This is a genomic window from Stutzerimonas stutzeri (assembly GCF_038561965.1).
Classification (GTDB): domain Bacteria; phylum Pseudomonadota; class Gammaproteobacteria; order Pseudomonadales; family Pseudomonadaceae; genus Stutzerimonas; species Stutzerimonas stutzeri_AA.
Genome location: NZ_CP139348.1, coordinates 2,239,712 through 2,255,087, shown reverse-complemented (window position 1 = coordinate 2,255,087; position 15,376 = coordinate 2,239,712). Strand labels below are relative to the sequence as shown.

At 54.9% G+C, this 15,376-nt stretch carries 8 protein-coding genes, 2 tRNA genes and 3 rRNA genes; 5 read left to right on the top strand and 8 right to left on the bottom strand.

What is annotated here, in order from left to right:
* The first annotated feature begins 69 nt into the window (after positions 1-69).
* Entirely contained in the window at positions 70-2,064 is a 1,995-nt protein-coding gene (locus tag SM130_RS10330; protein ID WP_102826115.1) for a PhoX family protein, read from the top strand.
* A gap of 53 nt (positions 2,065-2,117) precedes the next feature.
* On the opposite strand, the gene SM130_RS10325 is transcribed toward SM130_RS10330, so the two are convergent.
* From SM130_RS10325 to SM130_RS10290, 8 genes are all read right to left on the bottom strand, one after another.
* A complete protein-coding gene (locus SM130_RS10325; protein ID WP_102826116.1) occupies positions 2,118-3,176 on the bottom strand; it encodes an AI-2E family transporter in 1,059 nt (352 codons plus the stop codon).
* A 122-nt stretch (positions 3,177-3,298) separates the two neighbouring features.
* Positions 3,299-4,615, bottom strand: a complete 1,317-nt coding sequence (locus SM130_RS10320; protein ID WP_102826117.1) for a Na+/H+ antiporter family protein — start codon at positions 4,613-4,615, stop codon at positions 3,299-3,301.
* Positions 4,616-4,835: 220 nt separating this feature from the next.
* Positions 4,836-5,192, bottom strand: a complete 357-nt coding sequence (queD, locus tag SM130_RS10315; RefSeq protein ID WP_102826118.1) for a 6-carboxytetrahydropterin synthase QueD — start codon at positions 5,190-5,192, stop codon at positions 4,836-4,838.
* Between the two features lie 538 nt (positions 5,193-5,730).
* A 5S ribosomal RNA gene (rrf, locus tag SM130_RS10310) occupies positions 5,731-5,846 on the bottom strand.
* A 130-nt stretch (positions 5,847-5,976) separates the two neighbouring features.
* Positions 5,977-8,867: ribosomal RNA gene (locus tag SM130_RS10305) — 23S ribosomal RNA — on the bottom strand.
* A gap of 267 nt (positions 8,868-9,134) precedes the next feature.
* Positions 9,135-9,210 (bottom strand) — tRNA-Ala (locus SM130_RS10300).
* 30 nt (positions 9,211-9,240) lie between these two features.
* A tRNA-Ile gene (locus SM130_RS10295) sits at positions 9,241-9,317 on the bottom strand.
* 91 nt (positions 9,318-9,408) lie between these two features.
* Positions 9,409-10,945: ribosomal RNA gene (locus tag SM130_RS10290) — 16S ribosomal RNA — on the bottom strand.
* Together the 16S, 23S and 5S rRNA genes with 2 tRNA genes alongside form the textbook arrangement of a ribosomal RNA operon.
* Before the next feature lie 742 nt (positions 10,946-11,687).
* Between SM130_RS10290 and SM130_RS10285 the strand changes: the two genes are divergently transcribed.
* The 4 genes from SM130_RS10285 (at position 11,688) to SM130_RS10270 (ending at position 15,359) form a co-directional block, all read left to right on the top strand.
* Positions 11,688-13,025: a TRZ/ATZ family hydrolase gene (locus tag SM130_RS10285; protein ID WP_102823848.1), complete on the top strand. Its 1,338-nt coding sequence runs from the start codon at positions 11,688-11,690 to the stop codon at positions 13,023-13,025.
* A 141-nt stretch (positions 13,026-13,166) separates the two neighbouring features.
* Positions 13,167-13,865, top strand: a complete 699-nt coding sequence (ubiG, locus tag SM130_RS10280) for a bifunctional 2-polyprenyl-6-hydroxyphenol methylase/3-demethylubiquinol 3-O-methyltransferase UbiG (protein ID WP_102823847.1) — start codon at positions 13,167-13,169, stop codon at positions 13,863-13,865.
* Positions 13,865-14,536: an N-acetylmuramic acid 6-phosphate phosphatase MupP gene (mupP, locus tag SM130_RS10275; protein WP_102823846.1), complete on the top strand. Its 672-nt coding sequence runs from the start codon at positions 13,865-13,867 to the stop codon at positions 14,534-14,536. The genes ubiG and mupP overlap by 1 nt, the downstream gene beginning before the upstream one ends.
* Positions 14,537-14,618: 82 nt before the next feature.
* On the top strand, positions 14,619-15,359 hold the full coding sequence (locus SM130_RS10270; protein ID WP_102823845.1) for a YciK family oxidoreductase: 741 nt from the start codon (positions 14,619-14,621) through the stop codon (positions 15,357-15,359).
* Positions 15,360-15,376 lie beyond the last annotated feature (17 nt).

Sequence of the window (15,376 nt, the reverse complement as noted above, 5' to 3'; positions counted from 1 at the left end):
CTGTCATTCTGTTGTCGCATATGCAATTTAGCGTCATGGCTCCGACAACAATTGTTATGGAGCTGCGCCGTGATTACTGAGAACAAAGACATTCTGTTCGGCAACGGGGACGAGTTGCCCAGTAACCATTCAACGAATCCGCATATCCAGGATGTAATCTCCATTGGTCGCCGCAAAGTGCTTGCTGGCGGCGCAGCAATGGGCGCCCTGGCATTTCTTGGCGCGTCGCTTCCGGGACTTGTACAAGCAGCCGAGCCGGCGGCCCGTACACTCAAGGATATTCCGTTCAAGCGCCGTACCCGCCTGCCCTTCACCCCGGTTGCGGTTACTCGCGCAGATACCATCACGGTTCCTGCCGGTTACTCCGCGACAACGTTCATCCCGTGGGGCGCTCCTATTACTGGTCGCTATCCAGCCTGGCTGGAAGATGGCAGCAATAGCGCTGAAGACCAGGCTCAGCAGGTGGGCATGCATCACGACGGGATGCACTTCTTCCCAATGAACGCGAAACACGGCGGGCGTCAGAGCGACCACGGCCTGCTGGTCCTTAATCACGAATACATCGACGCACCCCTGCTCCACCGCAACGGCCCAACGGTGGTGGACGGCAAGCGCACCAACGTCGACGAGGTTCGCAAAGAGATTAATGCGCATGGCGTGTCCGTGGTGGAAATCCGCCGCGGCCCACGAGGCGAATGGTCGGTACTGCCGACGGCTCGGAATCGTCGCATCACCGGCGCCACCCCGATGCGTATCGAGGGTCCCGCACGTGGTCATGCCCTGATGCGCACGCGCTATAGCCCGAGCGGTACATCGACCCGAGGTACCCTCAACAACTGCGCTAACGGCTATACGCCGTGGGGCACTTACCTCACATGCGAAGAGAACTGGGCCGGGTATTTCGCCACCGCCGATGCCGAAATACCACGCGAACTCAGCCGTTATGGCATACGCGGCAGCGGTCGCTACGGTTGGGAAACAGTCGCGGGCGATGAATTCGAGCGGTTCAACGCGACACGCATGGCTGCTGCTCCGCAAGCAGACTATCGCAACGAGCCAAACACCTTCGGCTGGGTCGTCGAGATCGATCCGTTCGATCCGAATGCGACTCCTGTAAAGCACACTGCCCTAGGTCGATTCGCCCACGAGGGTCTGGTATTCGCCCCGGTCAAGCCAGGTCGCCCTGTCGTCTGCTACTCAGGCGACGACTCGCAGAACGAGTACATCTACAAGTACGTCAGTCGTGACAAGTACCGGCCGCAGCGCAGCGATGGCCGCCTGCTGGATGACGGCGTTCTTTATGTGGCGCGTTTCAACGCCGACGGCAGTGGTGATTGGCTCGCTCTGGATTATGCAAACCCGGCATTCAAACGCGCCTGTGAGGCGGCCGGTGTCCAATTCGCAGATCAAGGCGAGGTCCTGATCAACACCCGACTGGCCGCAGACATAGTCGGCGCAACCAAAATGGATCGGCCAGAGTGGGGCGCGGTGAATCCGGATACCGGTGAGGTCTACTTCACTCTCACCAACAACAGTGGCCGTCAGGAGGCGGATGCCCCCAACCCGCGTGCACCTAACCCGTTTGGTCATATCATCCGTTGGCGAGAGGAGAGCCGTGATTTCTCCGGCACGCGATTCAACTGGGATCTCTATCTTCTTGCCGGACCACAGGAAAACAGCCGCAGCCCGAAAGGCAAACCGCTCGATGACAGCAACATTCTGGCCAGCCCTGACGGCTTGTGGTTCGATGATGAAGGGCGCCTATGGATTCAGACCGACATGAGCGGCAGCCAACTGAGCGCAGGGCCATTTGGTAACAACCAGATGCTGGTATCCGACCCCAAAACCGGCGAGACCAAGCGGTTTCTGGTCGGACCCAAGGGCGCAGAGGTGACGGGGATCACGGCGACACCTGATTTCCGAACCCTATTCATTAATATTCAACATCCCGGTGAAGGCTCGACTCCAACGAACTACACGAGCACATGGCCGGACGGCCCAGGCCGCAGACCTCGTTCCGCGACGGTTATCATTACCCGCGAAGACGGAAAGCGGTTGATGTGACCATCGAGGGGGCTGGCTCATGCCAGCCCCCTCCTCTCTACGACGATGCCCAACTAAGCAATATCAGACTCTTCGGGTGAGGTAAAAAGCCCCCAGGTAGAAATGAACAGGGCGGCCACCAACGGGCCAATGACAAATCCGTTCAATCCAAATAACGCCAGCCCCCCTAGCGTCGAAATCAGTACGACGTAATCGGGCATCTTGGTGTCCTTCCCAACCAAGATCGGCCTGAGAATGTTGTCCACCAGACCGATCACCAACACCCCATAGAGCGTTAGCACCACGCCTTGCCAGATCGCTCCAGTCATCAGGAAATAGATGGCTACGGGTGTCCAGATCAACCCTGCACCCACGGCTGGCAACAACGATAGAAACGCCATCAGTACGCCCCATAACAAGGCGCCGGAAATACCGAGCACCGCGAAGATGATCCCGCCCAAGGCGCCTTGGGTTAGGGCAACGACGATATTCCCTTTGACCGTCGCTCGTACCACGCGCGTGAACTTGTTGAACAAGCGTCGCTTCTGCGCATCGCTGAGCGGAATAGCCTTTCTGATTCGTGCAACCAGCTCGCGGCCGTCCCTTATGAAAAAGAACAGCAGGTACAGCATCACGAAGAAGCTGATCAGGAACTGGAATGTACCCTGGCCAAAGCTAAACGCCTTGGTGGCAAGGAACTGACTGCCCTCGAGCGCACCGGAAGCAAGCCGCTCGCGCATCGATTCGAGGTCCCCGAAGCCGAAGCGTTGCAGTTGCTGCTGTAGCGACTGCGGCAGCAGCTCTCGAAAGCTCGTCACCCAGCTGCCGATGTCCAGTTCCCCGCTTTCGATCTGCTTGTAGAGTGTCGCGCCTTCTTGAACCAACATTCCCGTAGTCAGGATTACAGGGAGAACGGCAACCAGTAGGCAAACCAGCAGCGTAAAGAGCGCTGCCAGGTTACGTCGCTGATTGAAGCGCCGGTAGAGATACCGCTGCAGAGGAGCAAAGATGATTGCGAGGATGACTGCCCAAAACACTGCCCCGTAGAACGGCAATAGGATCCAGCCAAACGCGAAAGAAACCACCACGAGCAGCGCAAGGAAGACCTTTTGCTCGAGCGTCGAATTTACCATTGTTGACCCTGCCCGCTGCGTTCAGTCCTGTTTAGTCAACGGGCGGCGGTACGAGTGCGGGTCGGCAGCCTAATCACTGTCGGGCCGTCGCCGAGCAGACGGCCCTAAGAGAATTGAGCGTGCTACAGGGTCATCGCCGCCAGCCAGCCGAAAGCCAGCAGCGGCAGGTTGTAGTGCAGGAAGGTCGGTACGACGGTGTCCCAGATATGGTTATGTTGGCCATCAGCGTTCAGACCGGCTGTCGGCCCAAGCGTGGAATCGGAGGCCGGCGAACCGCCGTCGCCCAGAGCACCTGCAGTTCCGACCAGGCTGACGATCGCTAGCGGGCTGAACCCGAGTTCCATACCCAGCGGCACAAAGATCGCGGCGATGATCGGCACGGTAGAGAATGACGAGCCAATGCCGATGGTCACTAGAAGACCGACCAGCAGCATCAACAACGCGCCCACAGCCTTGCTGCTTCCGATCCATTGAGTCGATGCATCTACCAGCAATTTCACCTCGCCGGTTTCACGCATCACTTCAGCAAACCCAGCGGCGGCGATCATGATGAAACCGATCATGGCCATCATCTTCATGCCATCGGTAAAAAGATCATCCGCTTCTCGCCAGCGCACCACCCCGGACACGGAGAAGATTACAAACCCAACAAGCGCGCCGAGTATCATCGAGTCCAGCCACAGCTGAATCACGAAGGCCGCTGCAACGGCAACGGCGGCTACCAACAGCGTGAGCGGACTGTAGCTAACTGTGGTCTTTTCAACCGTCTCAATCCGTGCGAGGTCATATTCCCGAGGCTTGCGATAACTATAAAAAGCGATCAATAGCCCAGTAACCATTCCCATCGCTGGAATGAACATCGCCTGGGTAACTTTGATGCCGGCGACATCCGCGCCGCTCTTCGCAACGTTTGCCAGCAGAATCTCATTCAGGAAGATATTGCCGAACCCAACAGGAAGAAACATATAAGGCGTAATGAGGCCGAATGCGAGAACACAGGCAATCAAACGTCTATCGATCTTCATCTTTGACAACACGAAAAGCAGAGGCGGGACCAGAAGCGGAATAAAGGCAATATGGATAGGCAGAATATTTTGAGAAGACACTGCTACCGAGAGCAGCAATCCAATCATCAACCACTTAACCGCGCCGGCACCATGAGCGCCTTGCTTACCAACCAGAGTCAGGGCCTTATCAGCGAGGGCATGCGCCAGCCCGCTTTTACCGATAGCCACGGCGAATGCTCCGAGCAAAGCGTACGACAATGCGACCGTTGCTCCACCGCCAAGCCCCTTATTGAACGCAGCAAGGCTGCCTTCCATCCCTAACCCGCCGATCAAGCCACCTGCCAGAGCTCCAGCAATAAGCGCAACCACTACATGCACGCGACATAGACTCAAGATCAGCATGATGCCGACTGCCGCAACAACTGCGTTCATTCCAATTCCCCATAGAGGCGGCCTAGGCCGCGTAAAAAGCGCCGTACTCTGCTACAACGAAACGGAAGTGTCAAAGAAGCGGAGATTCGAGCGTTAACCAACCCACTTATGCCATCTGACGCTGCCCTGTCGCCTTTAGCTGATGCTGATCCGCCTTTGGGCTGGCACTTCAATCGGTTCAGCTAATAGAGCCTTGGCGGCATCGCTAGCGAGCAGGCTTTTAGTCGCCACGATACTCGCAGCCACTGGTGCAGGTTTCATGAATACGGATACGCGATAGCTCTGGGAGCAATGGCTTGAGTTCGTTCCAGATCCATTTCGCCAAGTTTTCGCTGGTAGGGTTTTCCAAACCAGGAATGTCGTTCAGATAGTTGTGATCCAGTAACTCGTACAACGGCTTGAATATGGACTTGATCTCACCGAAGTCACGAATCCAACCCGTATGAGGATCTATCGGACCGCTGATATACAGAGCAACCCGAAAGGAATGACCATGCAGCCGCCCGCATTTATGGCCCTGCGGCACATGAGGTAAACGGTGGGCAGATTCGAACGTAAATTCTTTGAAAATTTCCACGATATCAACTCGGTAACCTAGTCACTGGATCGAAGCGCGATTCTACGCGTTTTGACGATATGACACTCGCGTTTGCTGCCTAGAGGTCGACGTGCACCGCTATCAGCAACAAGCAACGGCAACAACAAGGCAAATTGATCGATGTTTCGACCAAGAACGACTCTTGTAACCATGGGCCCACGCAGCTTCCTGCACAAGCCCGTCACTATCGACCTGTAGCTGTTGCGCAGCGATCAATCAAGCCATCGGCTGCTACCTAAAGAAGCGAAGCATGCGCGCCAAAGAAATAACCAGAAAAAACGGTAGCAGATGGAAAGTCCGACGGTAGATGCTCCGCAGGTCTGCAATGCCGGTGCTCCCCCTCCCTGCCGCCCTCTGCCGCCGACCCTAGGCCGCTCGACCAGCTAGCCCTAGCCATCCGAGGTGACCGTTAAGTTAACCTTTCGATGATCAACGACAGTACGTGCCTATCGCAGCTTTCTTTTGGGCAAAAGCAAACCCCCGACCCGCTTTCGCGGATCGGGGGTTTGGGAAAGGAGCTTGACGATGACCTACTCTCACATGGGGAGACCCCACACTACCATCGGCGATGCGTCGTTTCACTACTGAGTTCGGGATGGGATCAGGTGGTTCCAACGCTCTATGGTCGTCAAGCAATTCAGTTGCTGTCTCGGGGTTTAGCCGCTACAGCCAATTGGGTATGTGATCAGGTAATGCGTGTTCATGCTGATTTTCGGCTTTTCTGTCGACTTTCCGTCTAACAGCCAAATTGTTTGGGTGTTATATGGTCAAGCCTCACGGGCAATTAGTATTGGTTAGCTCAACGCCTCACAGCGCTTACACACCCAACCTATCAACGTCGTAGTCTTCGACGGCCCTTCAGGGAGCTCAAGGCTCCAGTGAGATCTCATCTTGAGGCAAGTTTCCCGCTTAGATGCTTTCAGCGGTTATCTCTTCCGAACGTAGCTACCCGGCAATGCCACTGGCGTGACAACCGGAACACCAGAGGTTCGTCCACTCCGGTCCTCTCGTACTAGGAGCAGCCCCTCTCAAATCTCAAACGTCCACGGCAGATAGGGACCGAACTGTCTCACGACGTTCTAAACCCAGCTCGCGTACCACTTTAAATGGCGAACAGCCATACCCTTGGGACCGGCTTCAGCCCCAGGATGTGATGAGCCGACATCGAGGTGCCAAACACCGCCGTCGATATGAACTCTTGGGCGGTATCAGCCTGTTATCCCCGGAGTACCTTTTATCCGTTGAGCGATGGCCCTTCCATACAGAACCACCGGATCACTAAGACCTACTTTCGTACCTGCTCGACGTGTCTGTCTCGCAGTCAAGCGCGCTTTTGCCTTTATACTCTACGACCGATTTCCGACCGGTCTGAGCGCACCTTCGTACTCCTCCGTTACTCTTTAGGAGGAGACCGCCCCAGTCAAACTACCCACCATACACTGTCCTCGATCCGGATAACGGACCAGAGTTAGAACCTCAAAGTTGCCAGGGTGGTATTTCAAGGTTGGCTCCACGCGAACTGGCGTCCACGCTTCAAAGCCTCCCACCTATCCTACACAAGCAAATTCAAAGTCCAGTGCAAAGCTATAGTAAAGGTTCACGGGGTCTTTCCGTCTAGCCGCGGATACACTGCATCTTCACAGCGATTTCAATTTCACTGAGTCTCGGGTGGAGACAGCGCCGCCATCGTTACGCCATTCGTGCAGGTCGGAACTTACCCGACAAGGAATTTCGCTACCTTAGGACCGTTATAGTTACGGCCGCCGTTTACCGGGGCTTCGATCAAGAGCTTCGCTTGCGCTAACCCCATCAATTAACCTTCCGGCACCGGGCAGGCGTCACACCCTATACGTCCACTTTCGTGTTTGCAGAGTGCTGTGTTTTTAATAAACAGTCGCAGCGGCCTGGTATCTTCGACCGGCATGGGCTTACGTAGTAAATACTTCACCCTCACCGGCGCACCTTCTCCCGAAGTTACGGTGCCATTTTGCCTAGTTCCTTCACCCGAGTTCTCTCAAGCGCCTTGGTATTCTCTACCCAACCACCTGTGTCGGTTTGGGGTACGGTTCCTAGTTACCTGAAGCTTAGAGGCTTTTCCTGGAAGCATGGCATCAACCACTTCGCTTTCTAAAAGAAAGCTCGTCATCAGCTCTCGGCATTAAGATCCCGGATTTACCTAAGATCTCTGCCTACCACCTTAAACAAGGACAACCAACGCCTTGCTGGCCTAGCCTTCTCCGTCCCCCCATCGCAGTAACTAGAAGTACGGGAATATTAACCCGTTTCCCATCGACTACGCTCTTCAGCCTCGCCTTAGGGACCGACTCACCCTGCGTCGATTAACGTTGCGCAGGAACCCTTGGTCTTTCGGCGTGCGAGTTTTTCACTCGCATTGTCGTTACTCATGTCAGCATTCGCACTTCTGATACCTCCAGCCAGCTTCTCAACTGACCTTCACAGGCTTACAGAACGCTCCTCTACCGCTCAACTTACGTTGAACCCGTAGCTTCGGTACCTGGTTTGAGCCCCGTTACATCTTCCGCGCAGGCCGACTCGACTAGTGAGCTATTACGCTTTCTTTAAAGGGTGGCTGCTTCTAAGCCAACCTCCTAGCTGTCTAAGCCTTCCCACATCGTTTCCCACTTAACCAGGATTTTGGGACCTTAGCTGACGGTCTGGGTTGTTTCCCTTTTCACGACGGACGTTAGCACCCGCCGTGTGTCTCCCGTGCTGACACTTGCTGGTATTCGGAGTTTGCATCGGTTTGGTAAGTCGGGATGACCCCCTAGCCGAAACAGTGCTCTACCCCCAGCAGTGATACACGAGGCGCTACCTAAATAGCTTTCGAGGAGAACCAGCTATCTCCGAGCTTGATTAGCCTTTCACTCCGATCCACAGGTCATCCGCTAACTTTTCAACGGTAGTCGGTTCGGTCCTCCAGTTAGTGTTACCCAACCTTCAACCTGCCCATGGATAGATCGCCCGGTTTCGGGTCTATTCCCAGCGACTAAACGCCCTATTAAGACTCGCTTTCGCTACGCCTCCCCTATTCGGTTAAGCTCGCCACTGAAAATAAGTCGCTGACCCATTATACAAAAGGTACGCAGTCACCTAACAAAGTAGGCTCCCACTGCTTGTACGCATACGGTTTCAGGATCTATTTCACTCCCCTCTCCGGGGTTCTTTTCGCCTTTCCCTCACGGTACTAGTTCACTATCGGTCAGTCAGTAGTATTTAGCCTTGGAGGATGGTCCCCCCATATTCAGACAAAGTTTCTCGTGCTCCGTCCTACTCGATTTCACTTCTAAGACCTTTTCGCGTACAGGGCTATCACCCACTATGGCCGCACTTTCCAGAGCGTTCCGCTAAAATCAAAGAAGCTTAAGGGCTAATCCCCGTTCGCTCGCCACTACTAAGGGAATCTCGGTTGATTTCTTTTCCTCAGGGTACTTAGATGTTTCAGTTCCCCTGGTTCGCCTCACACACCTATGTATTCAGTGTGTGATAACCATCTTATGATGGCTGGGTTCCCCCATTCAGACATCTCCGGATCAAAGTCTGTTTGCCGACTCCCCGAAGCTTTTCGCAGGCTACCACGTCTTTCATCGCCTCTGACTGCCAAGGCATCCACCGTATGCGCTTCTTCACTTGACCATATAACCCCAAGCAATCTGGTTACTGTCTAATAACGTGAAGACGACATTCGCCGAAAATCCGCATTCTGCCCATAAAGAGCAACTCGCAAATTTTACCTTGACTTGAATAATTACCAGTGAAAGTAACTACCCAAATCTACTTCTATCACATACCCAAATTTTTAAAGAACAGTTCTGGCGCAAAGACCAGAAATCAATACCCTCAAACATCCATCAGATGCCCAAGCAGCACTCATTTCTGAGCTTTCAGCGATTATCGAGTTAATGGTGGAGCCAAGGAGGATCGAACTCCTGACCTCCTGCGTGCAAAGCAGGCGCTCTCCCAGCTGAGCTATGGCCCCATCTACAGATCGGCCACATCCCATGACAATTGGTGGGTCTGGGCAGATTCGAACTGCCGACCTCACCCTTATCAGGGGTGCGCTCTAACCAACTGAGCTACAGACCCAATCGTCTCTCTCGGGTCGAAACCCAATCGCTTTTCGCTAGTGAATCAAGCAATTCGTGTGGGAGCTTATGAAGAAGCTGAAGTCTTCGATTAAGGAGGTGATCCAGCCGCAGGTTCCCCTACGGCTACCTTGTTACGACTTCACCCCAGTCATGAATCACTCCGTGGTAACCGTCCCCCCGAAGGTTAGACTAGCTACTTCTGGAGCAACCCACTCCCATGGTGTGACGGGCGGTGTGTACAAGGCCCGGGAACGTATTCACCGTGACATTCTGATTCACGATTACTAGCGATTCCGACTTCACGCAGTCGAGTTGCAGACTGCGATCCGGACTACGATCGGTTTTATGGGATTAGCTCCACCTCGCGGCTTGGCAACCCTTTGTACCGACCATTGTAGCACGTGTGTAGCCCAGGCCGTAAGGGCCATGATGACTTGACGTCATCCCCACCTTCCTCCGGTTTGTCACCGGCAGTCTCCTTAGAGTGCCCACCATTACGTGCTGGTAACTAAGGACAAGGGTTGCGCTCGTTACGGGACTTAACCCAACATCTCACGACACGAGCTGACGACAGCCATGCAGCACCTGTGTCAGAGTTCCCGAAGGCACCAATCCATCTCTGGAAAGTTCTCTGCATGTCAAGGCCTGGTAAGGTTCTTCGCGTTGCTTCGAATTAAACCACATGCTCCACCGCTTGTGCGGGCCCCCGTCAATTCATTTGAGTTTTAACCTTGCGGCCGTACTCCCCAGGCGGTCGACTTAATGCGTTAGCTGCGCCACTAAGATCTCAAGGATCCCAACGGCTAGTCGACATCGTTTACGGCGTGGACTACCAGGGTATCTAATCCTGTTTGCTCCCCACGCTTTCGCACCTCAGTGTCAGTATTAGCCCAGGTGGTCGCCTTCGCCACTGGTGTTCCTTCCTATATCTACGCATTTCACCGCTACACAGGAAATTCCACCACCCTCTGCCATACTCTAGCTTGCCAGTTTTGGATGCAGTTCCCAGGTTGAGCCCGGGGCTTTCACATTCAACTTAACAAACCACCTACGCGCGCTTTACGCCCAGTAATTCCGATTAACGCTTGCACCCTTCGTATTACCGCGGCTGCTGGCACGAAGTTAGCCGGTGCTTATTCTGTCGGTAACGTCAAAACAGCAAGGTATTAGCTTACTGCCCTTCCTCCCAACTTAAAGTGCTTTACAATCCGAAGACCTTCTTCACACACGCGGCATGGCTGGATCAGGCTTTCGCCCATTGTCCAATATTCCCCACTGCTGCCTCCCGTAGGAGTCTGGACCGTGTCTCAGTTCCAGTGTGACTGATCATCCTCTCAGACCAGTTACGGATCGTAGCCTTGGTGAGCCTTTACCTCACCAACTAGCTAATCCGACCTAGGCTCATCTGATAGCGCAAGGCCCGAAGGTCCCCTGCTTTCTCCCGTAGGACGTATGCGGTATTAGCGTTCCTTTCGAAACGTTGTCCCCCACTATCAGGCAGATTCCTAGGCATTACTCACCCGTCCGCCGCTGAATCAGAGAGCAAGCTCTCTTCATCCGCTCGACTTGCATGTGTTAGGCCTGCCGCCAGCGTTCAATCTGAGCCATGATCAAACTCTTCAGTTCAATACTGCTTGGGTTTTGAGAAAACCCTAAACTTGGCTCAGCAATCGCAAATCTCTTTACAAGTAAAGAGTAACTCTCGAATACTCGAGTGTTGCTTTGTGATGCTGATAATCTAGCTGACCATCAGTCTTACATTCACAAGCACCCACACGAATTGCTTGATTCAGTTGTTAAAGAGCGTTTCGATCAAGTCTTTCGTCTCAACCGAGGCCGCGCATTCTACAGCAGCCTTGTTACCTGTCAAGCTGTTTTTGAAGAACTTTTTCTTTCTTCTCAACCGCTTGCGCCTTCGATCAACTCTCATCTCTCGTTAGCGGGAGGCGAATCATACAGCGTTCAAAACCGCTGTCAACCACCTCTTTCAACCACCTCTTTCAACCACCTCTTTCAACCGCTCCCGATCAACCTGACCGAAGCCACCAACAGGACTCAACCACCACCCTGTCAGCCCGGCGCATTCTACTTGAATTCGCCATCCGTGCAACCCTTTTATTTCGCTAACCTTTTGATTTACAAGAGGTTTTGCTTAAGGACTGCGCCGGAGAAGGTGCGCATTATAGGAGCCTGAAAACTAACGTCAACCGTTATTTTCGATCACAGATCGCACCGCCGGATATTTAGGAGGGCATCTGGCGGTACCTATATATAGAAGCTACAAGCACCGCCTCAATCCGCGCGCGTTCCTTCAATCCCAAGTCGCTAGCCATTACACTAACAGCCTTCCAATCAGTCATGGCTTCCCATGTCCAGGCAAAGCGACGCACAGTTAGACCTGCTCTTGTTCCCGACCTGGCTTGTTCCAGTAGAGCCGGCCGGTGTTGTGTTGCAAGGCCACGGCCTTGGCATTCGAGACGGACGCATCGCACTAATCGCCCCCCGAACTGAGGCTGTGAAGTATCCGGCTAAGGAGACTCGCGACCTTGCAGGCATGCTCCTCGCGCCAGGCCTGATCAATGCGCACGGTCACGCGGCCATGACGCTTTTCAGAGGCCTCGCCGACGATCTCCCCCTGAAGCGATGGCTGGAGGATCACATCTGGCCGGCCGAATCGCGCTGGGTCAATGAAGAGTTCGTTCGCAGCGGGACCGAACTGGCTATTGCCGAACAGTTGAAAGGTGGAATCACATGTTTTTCGGATATGTATTTCTACCCGAACGTGGTCAGCGAACTGGTACATAAGCACGGGGTGAGAGCCCAGATCGCTATTCCAGTTCTGGACTTTCCCGTCCCAGGCGCTCGCGACGCTGACGAAGCGCTACGCAACGGGGTGGCATTGTTCGACGACTTGAAGCATCACCCACGAATGAGCATTGCGTTCGGGCCGCACGCTCCTTACTCCGTGACAGATGACAAGCTCGAGAGCATCCGCGTTCTCGTAGCGGAGATGGACGCGGGCATCCATATGCACGTTCATGAGACGGTACAGGAAGTTCAAGAAGCACTGCGCAAGCATGGCGAACGTCCGTTAGCACGACTGGCTCGGCTACAGCTACTCGGACCACGGTTCCAAGCGGTGCATATGACTCAGATTAACGATGACGACCTTGGACTGCTTACCGAGCACAACTGCAGTGTCATTCATTGCCCTGAGTCCAACCTAAAACTTGCCAGCGGTTTCTGCCCCGTGGAACGACTATGGGAAGCAGGTATCAATGTGGCGATCGGCACCGACGGGGCGGCAAGCAACAACGACCTGGATCTTCTCGGCGAAACCCGCACTGCGGCTTTACTGGCGAAGGCCGTCGCCAACTCGGCCACGGCCCTGGACGCGCACCGTGCGCTGCGCATGGCGACGCTAAATGGTGCGAGAGCCCTTGGCATCGACGACCACACAGGCTCGCTTGAAATTGGAAAGTTTGCCGATCTGGTCGCGCTGGACCTTTCTGGCCTTGCGCAACAGCCAATATACGACCCCGTCTCCCAAATGATCTACTCCACCGGCAGGGACGCCGTGCGACATGTCTGGGTAGGTGGCAAGCAACTTCTGGATAATGGCAGCCTGACCCGCATGGACGAGCAGCGCGTAATTGCCAATGCCCGCCAATGGGGAAAACGAATTGCTAGCACAGACAGGCATTGATAGTGCAGTGCTGATAGCGCGGCTTGAAAGGCACCTGACATACGAAAAAGCGGCGGCCACCAGGGCCCCACATCATCTGAGCTGGCAACATGAGCATTTGCGGCTCAAGCTTATTCCTCAAGCTTTCAAACGGACCGGACCATGAGCAACGTCGACCATGCTGAAATCGCCAAATTCGAAGCCCTTGCACATCGCTGGTGGGATCGCGAAAGCGAGTTCAAGCCACTGCATGAGATCAACCCGCTTCGCGTGAATTGGATAGACGAGCACATATCGTTGGCTGGCAAGAAGGTCATTGATATCGGATGTGGCGGCGGAATCCTCAGCGAGGCTATGGCACAGCGAGGAGCCGAGGTCACCGGTATCGACATGGGCGAGGCACCGCTTTCAGTAGCGCGCCTACACCTTCTCGAATCGGGTCTGGATATTGATTATCGACAGATCACGGCTGAAGCCATAGCGGAAGAGACGCCCGAGCAATTTGACATCGTGACCTGCCTTGAGATGCTCGAACATGTGCCAGACCCAGCATCGGTGATACGGGCCTGCAGCAAACTGGTCAAGCCGGGCGGGCATGTGTTCTTTTCGACAATCAATCGCAATCCGAAAGCCTATGCGCTTGCCATCATTGGCGCAGAGTACGTGCTGCAGTTGCTTCCACGTGGCACCCATGATTTTAAAAAGTTCATCCGGCCTTCGGAGCTTGGCGCCTGGAGCCGCGACGCCGGGCTCGCCGTGAAGGACATCATCGGCCTTACCTATAACCCGCTTTCCAAGCACTACAAGTTGTCAGCGGACGTCGACGTCAATTACATGGTAATGACCATCAAGGAGGCCTGATGCGCCTGCGCGCTGTTCTGTTCGACATGGACGGTACCCTGCTGGACACCGCTCCCGACTTCATCGCCGTGTCACAAGCCATGCGTATTGCTCGAGGGCTTACGCCAATTCCTGAACAGCAGATTCGCGATGTCGTGTCGGGTGGAGCGAGAGCCATGGTGCTAAGCGCATTCGATGTCGACCCGCTATCTGACGAGTTCGAAGAGCTGCGCCTCGAATTCCTCGCGCGGTATCAGGAGAATTGCGCCGTACATAGTCATCTATACGACGGCATGGCCGAACTCCTCGATGACATCGAGCGGGCTAACCTGTTATGGGGCGTAGTGACCAACAAACCGCTGCGTTTCGCCGAGCCGATCATGCGCCAGCTGGGCTTGGCGAAACGCTCTGCTGTTCTGATTTGCCCGGACCACGTAAGCAAGAGCAAGCCCGATCCCGAACCAATGCTGCTCGCATGCAAGCTACTCGACCTTGACCCTTCATCGGTGCTCTTCGTAGGCGACGATCTGCGGGATATCGAGTCCGGCCGTGCAGCCGGAAGCAGAACAGCTGCGGTTCGCTATGGCTACATCCACCCCGAAGATAATCCAGGTAATTGGGGCGCAGACGTGGTGGTCGACCATCCACTGCAGCTCCGGCAGATACTGGACAGCGCGCTGTGCAGTTGCTGAAACGGGATTAATGAATAGCTGCTTTAGCTTATCGTTCGGCAACACAGTCGAGCGCCAATACCATCATTAAACGAGGCAACCGATGTTCGAGTACTCCGCCCGCCCCGACCTGCTCGCAGGGCGCATCATTCTAGTAACGGGTGCCGGTCGCGGCATCGGTGAAGCGGCGGCTAAAGCCTATGCCGCTCACGGCGCAACGGTGTTGCTGCTCGGCAAGAACGAAGACAACCTAAATCGTGTTTACGACGACATTGAAGCGGCCGGCCATCCGCATCCAGCCGTCATCCCGTTCAACCTGGAAACCGCCTTGCCGCACCAGTACGACGAACTGGCCGCCATGATCGAGCGCGAGTTCGGCCATCTTGACGGGCTGCTGCACAACGCCGCAATCGTCGGTCCGCGCACGCCGCTCGAGCAGCTGTCCGGCGACAACTTCATGCGAGTGATGCAGGTGAACGTGAACGCGATGTTTATGCTGACCAGCACACTGCTCCCGCTGCTCAAGCTCGCCAAAGACGCCTCGGTAATCTTCACGTCGAGTAGCGTCGGCCGCAAAGGCCGAGCTTATTGGGGCGCCTACGCGGTATCTAAATTTGCTACCGAGGGCCTGATGCAGGTGCTCGCAGACGAAGTGGATGAAACCGCGCCAGTACGTGCCAATAGCATCAACCCCGGCGCAACCCGCACTGACATGCGCGCAAAGGCATATCCTGGCGAGAACCCTCAGGTCAATCCGCTTCCAGATGAGATCATGCCGGTCTATCTGTATCTGATGGGCCCCGACAGCGCCGGAGTTAATGGCCAGGCGCTGGACGCGCAATAACCACGCCTTGCGCGGAA

Excerpts from the sequence above, each read along its gene's own strand:
- SM130_RS10325 (WP_102826116.1), bottom strand. The coding sequence starts at position 3,176 with ATGGTAAATTCGACGCTCGAGCAAAAGGTCTTCCTTGCGCTGCTCGTG.
- SM130_RS10320 (WP_102826117.1), bottom strand. The coding sequence starts at position 4,615 with ATGAACGCAGTTGTTGCGGCAGTCGGCATCATGCTGATCTTGAGTCTA.
- SM130_RS10285 (WP_102823848.1), top strand. The coding sequence starts at position 11,688 with ATGTCCAGGCAAAGCGACGCACAGTTAGACCTGCTCTTGTTCCCGACC.
- ubiG (WP_102823847.1), top strand. The coding sequence starts at position 13,167 with ATGAGCAACGTCGACCATGCTGAAATCGCCAAATTCGAAGCCCTTGCA.
- mupP (WP_102823846.1), top strand. The coding sequence starts at position 13,865 with ATGCGCCTGCGCGCTGTTCTGTTCGACATGGACGGTACCCTGCTGGAC.
- SM130_RS10270 (WP_102823845.1), top strand. The coding sequence starts at position 14,619 with ATGTTCGAGTACTCCGCCCGCCCCGACCTGCTCGCAGGGCGCATCATT.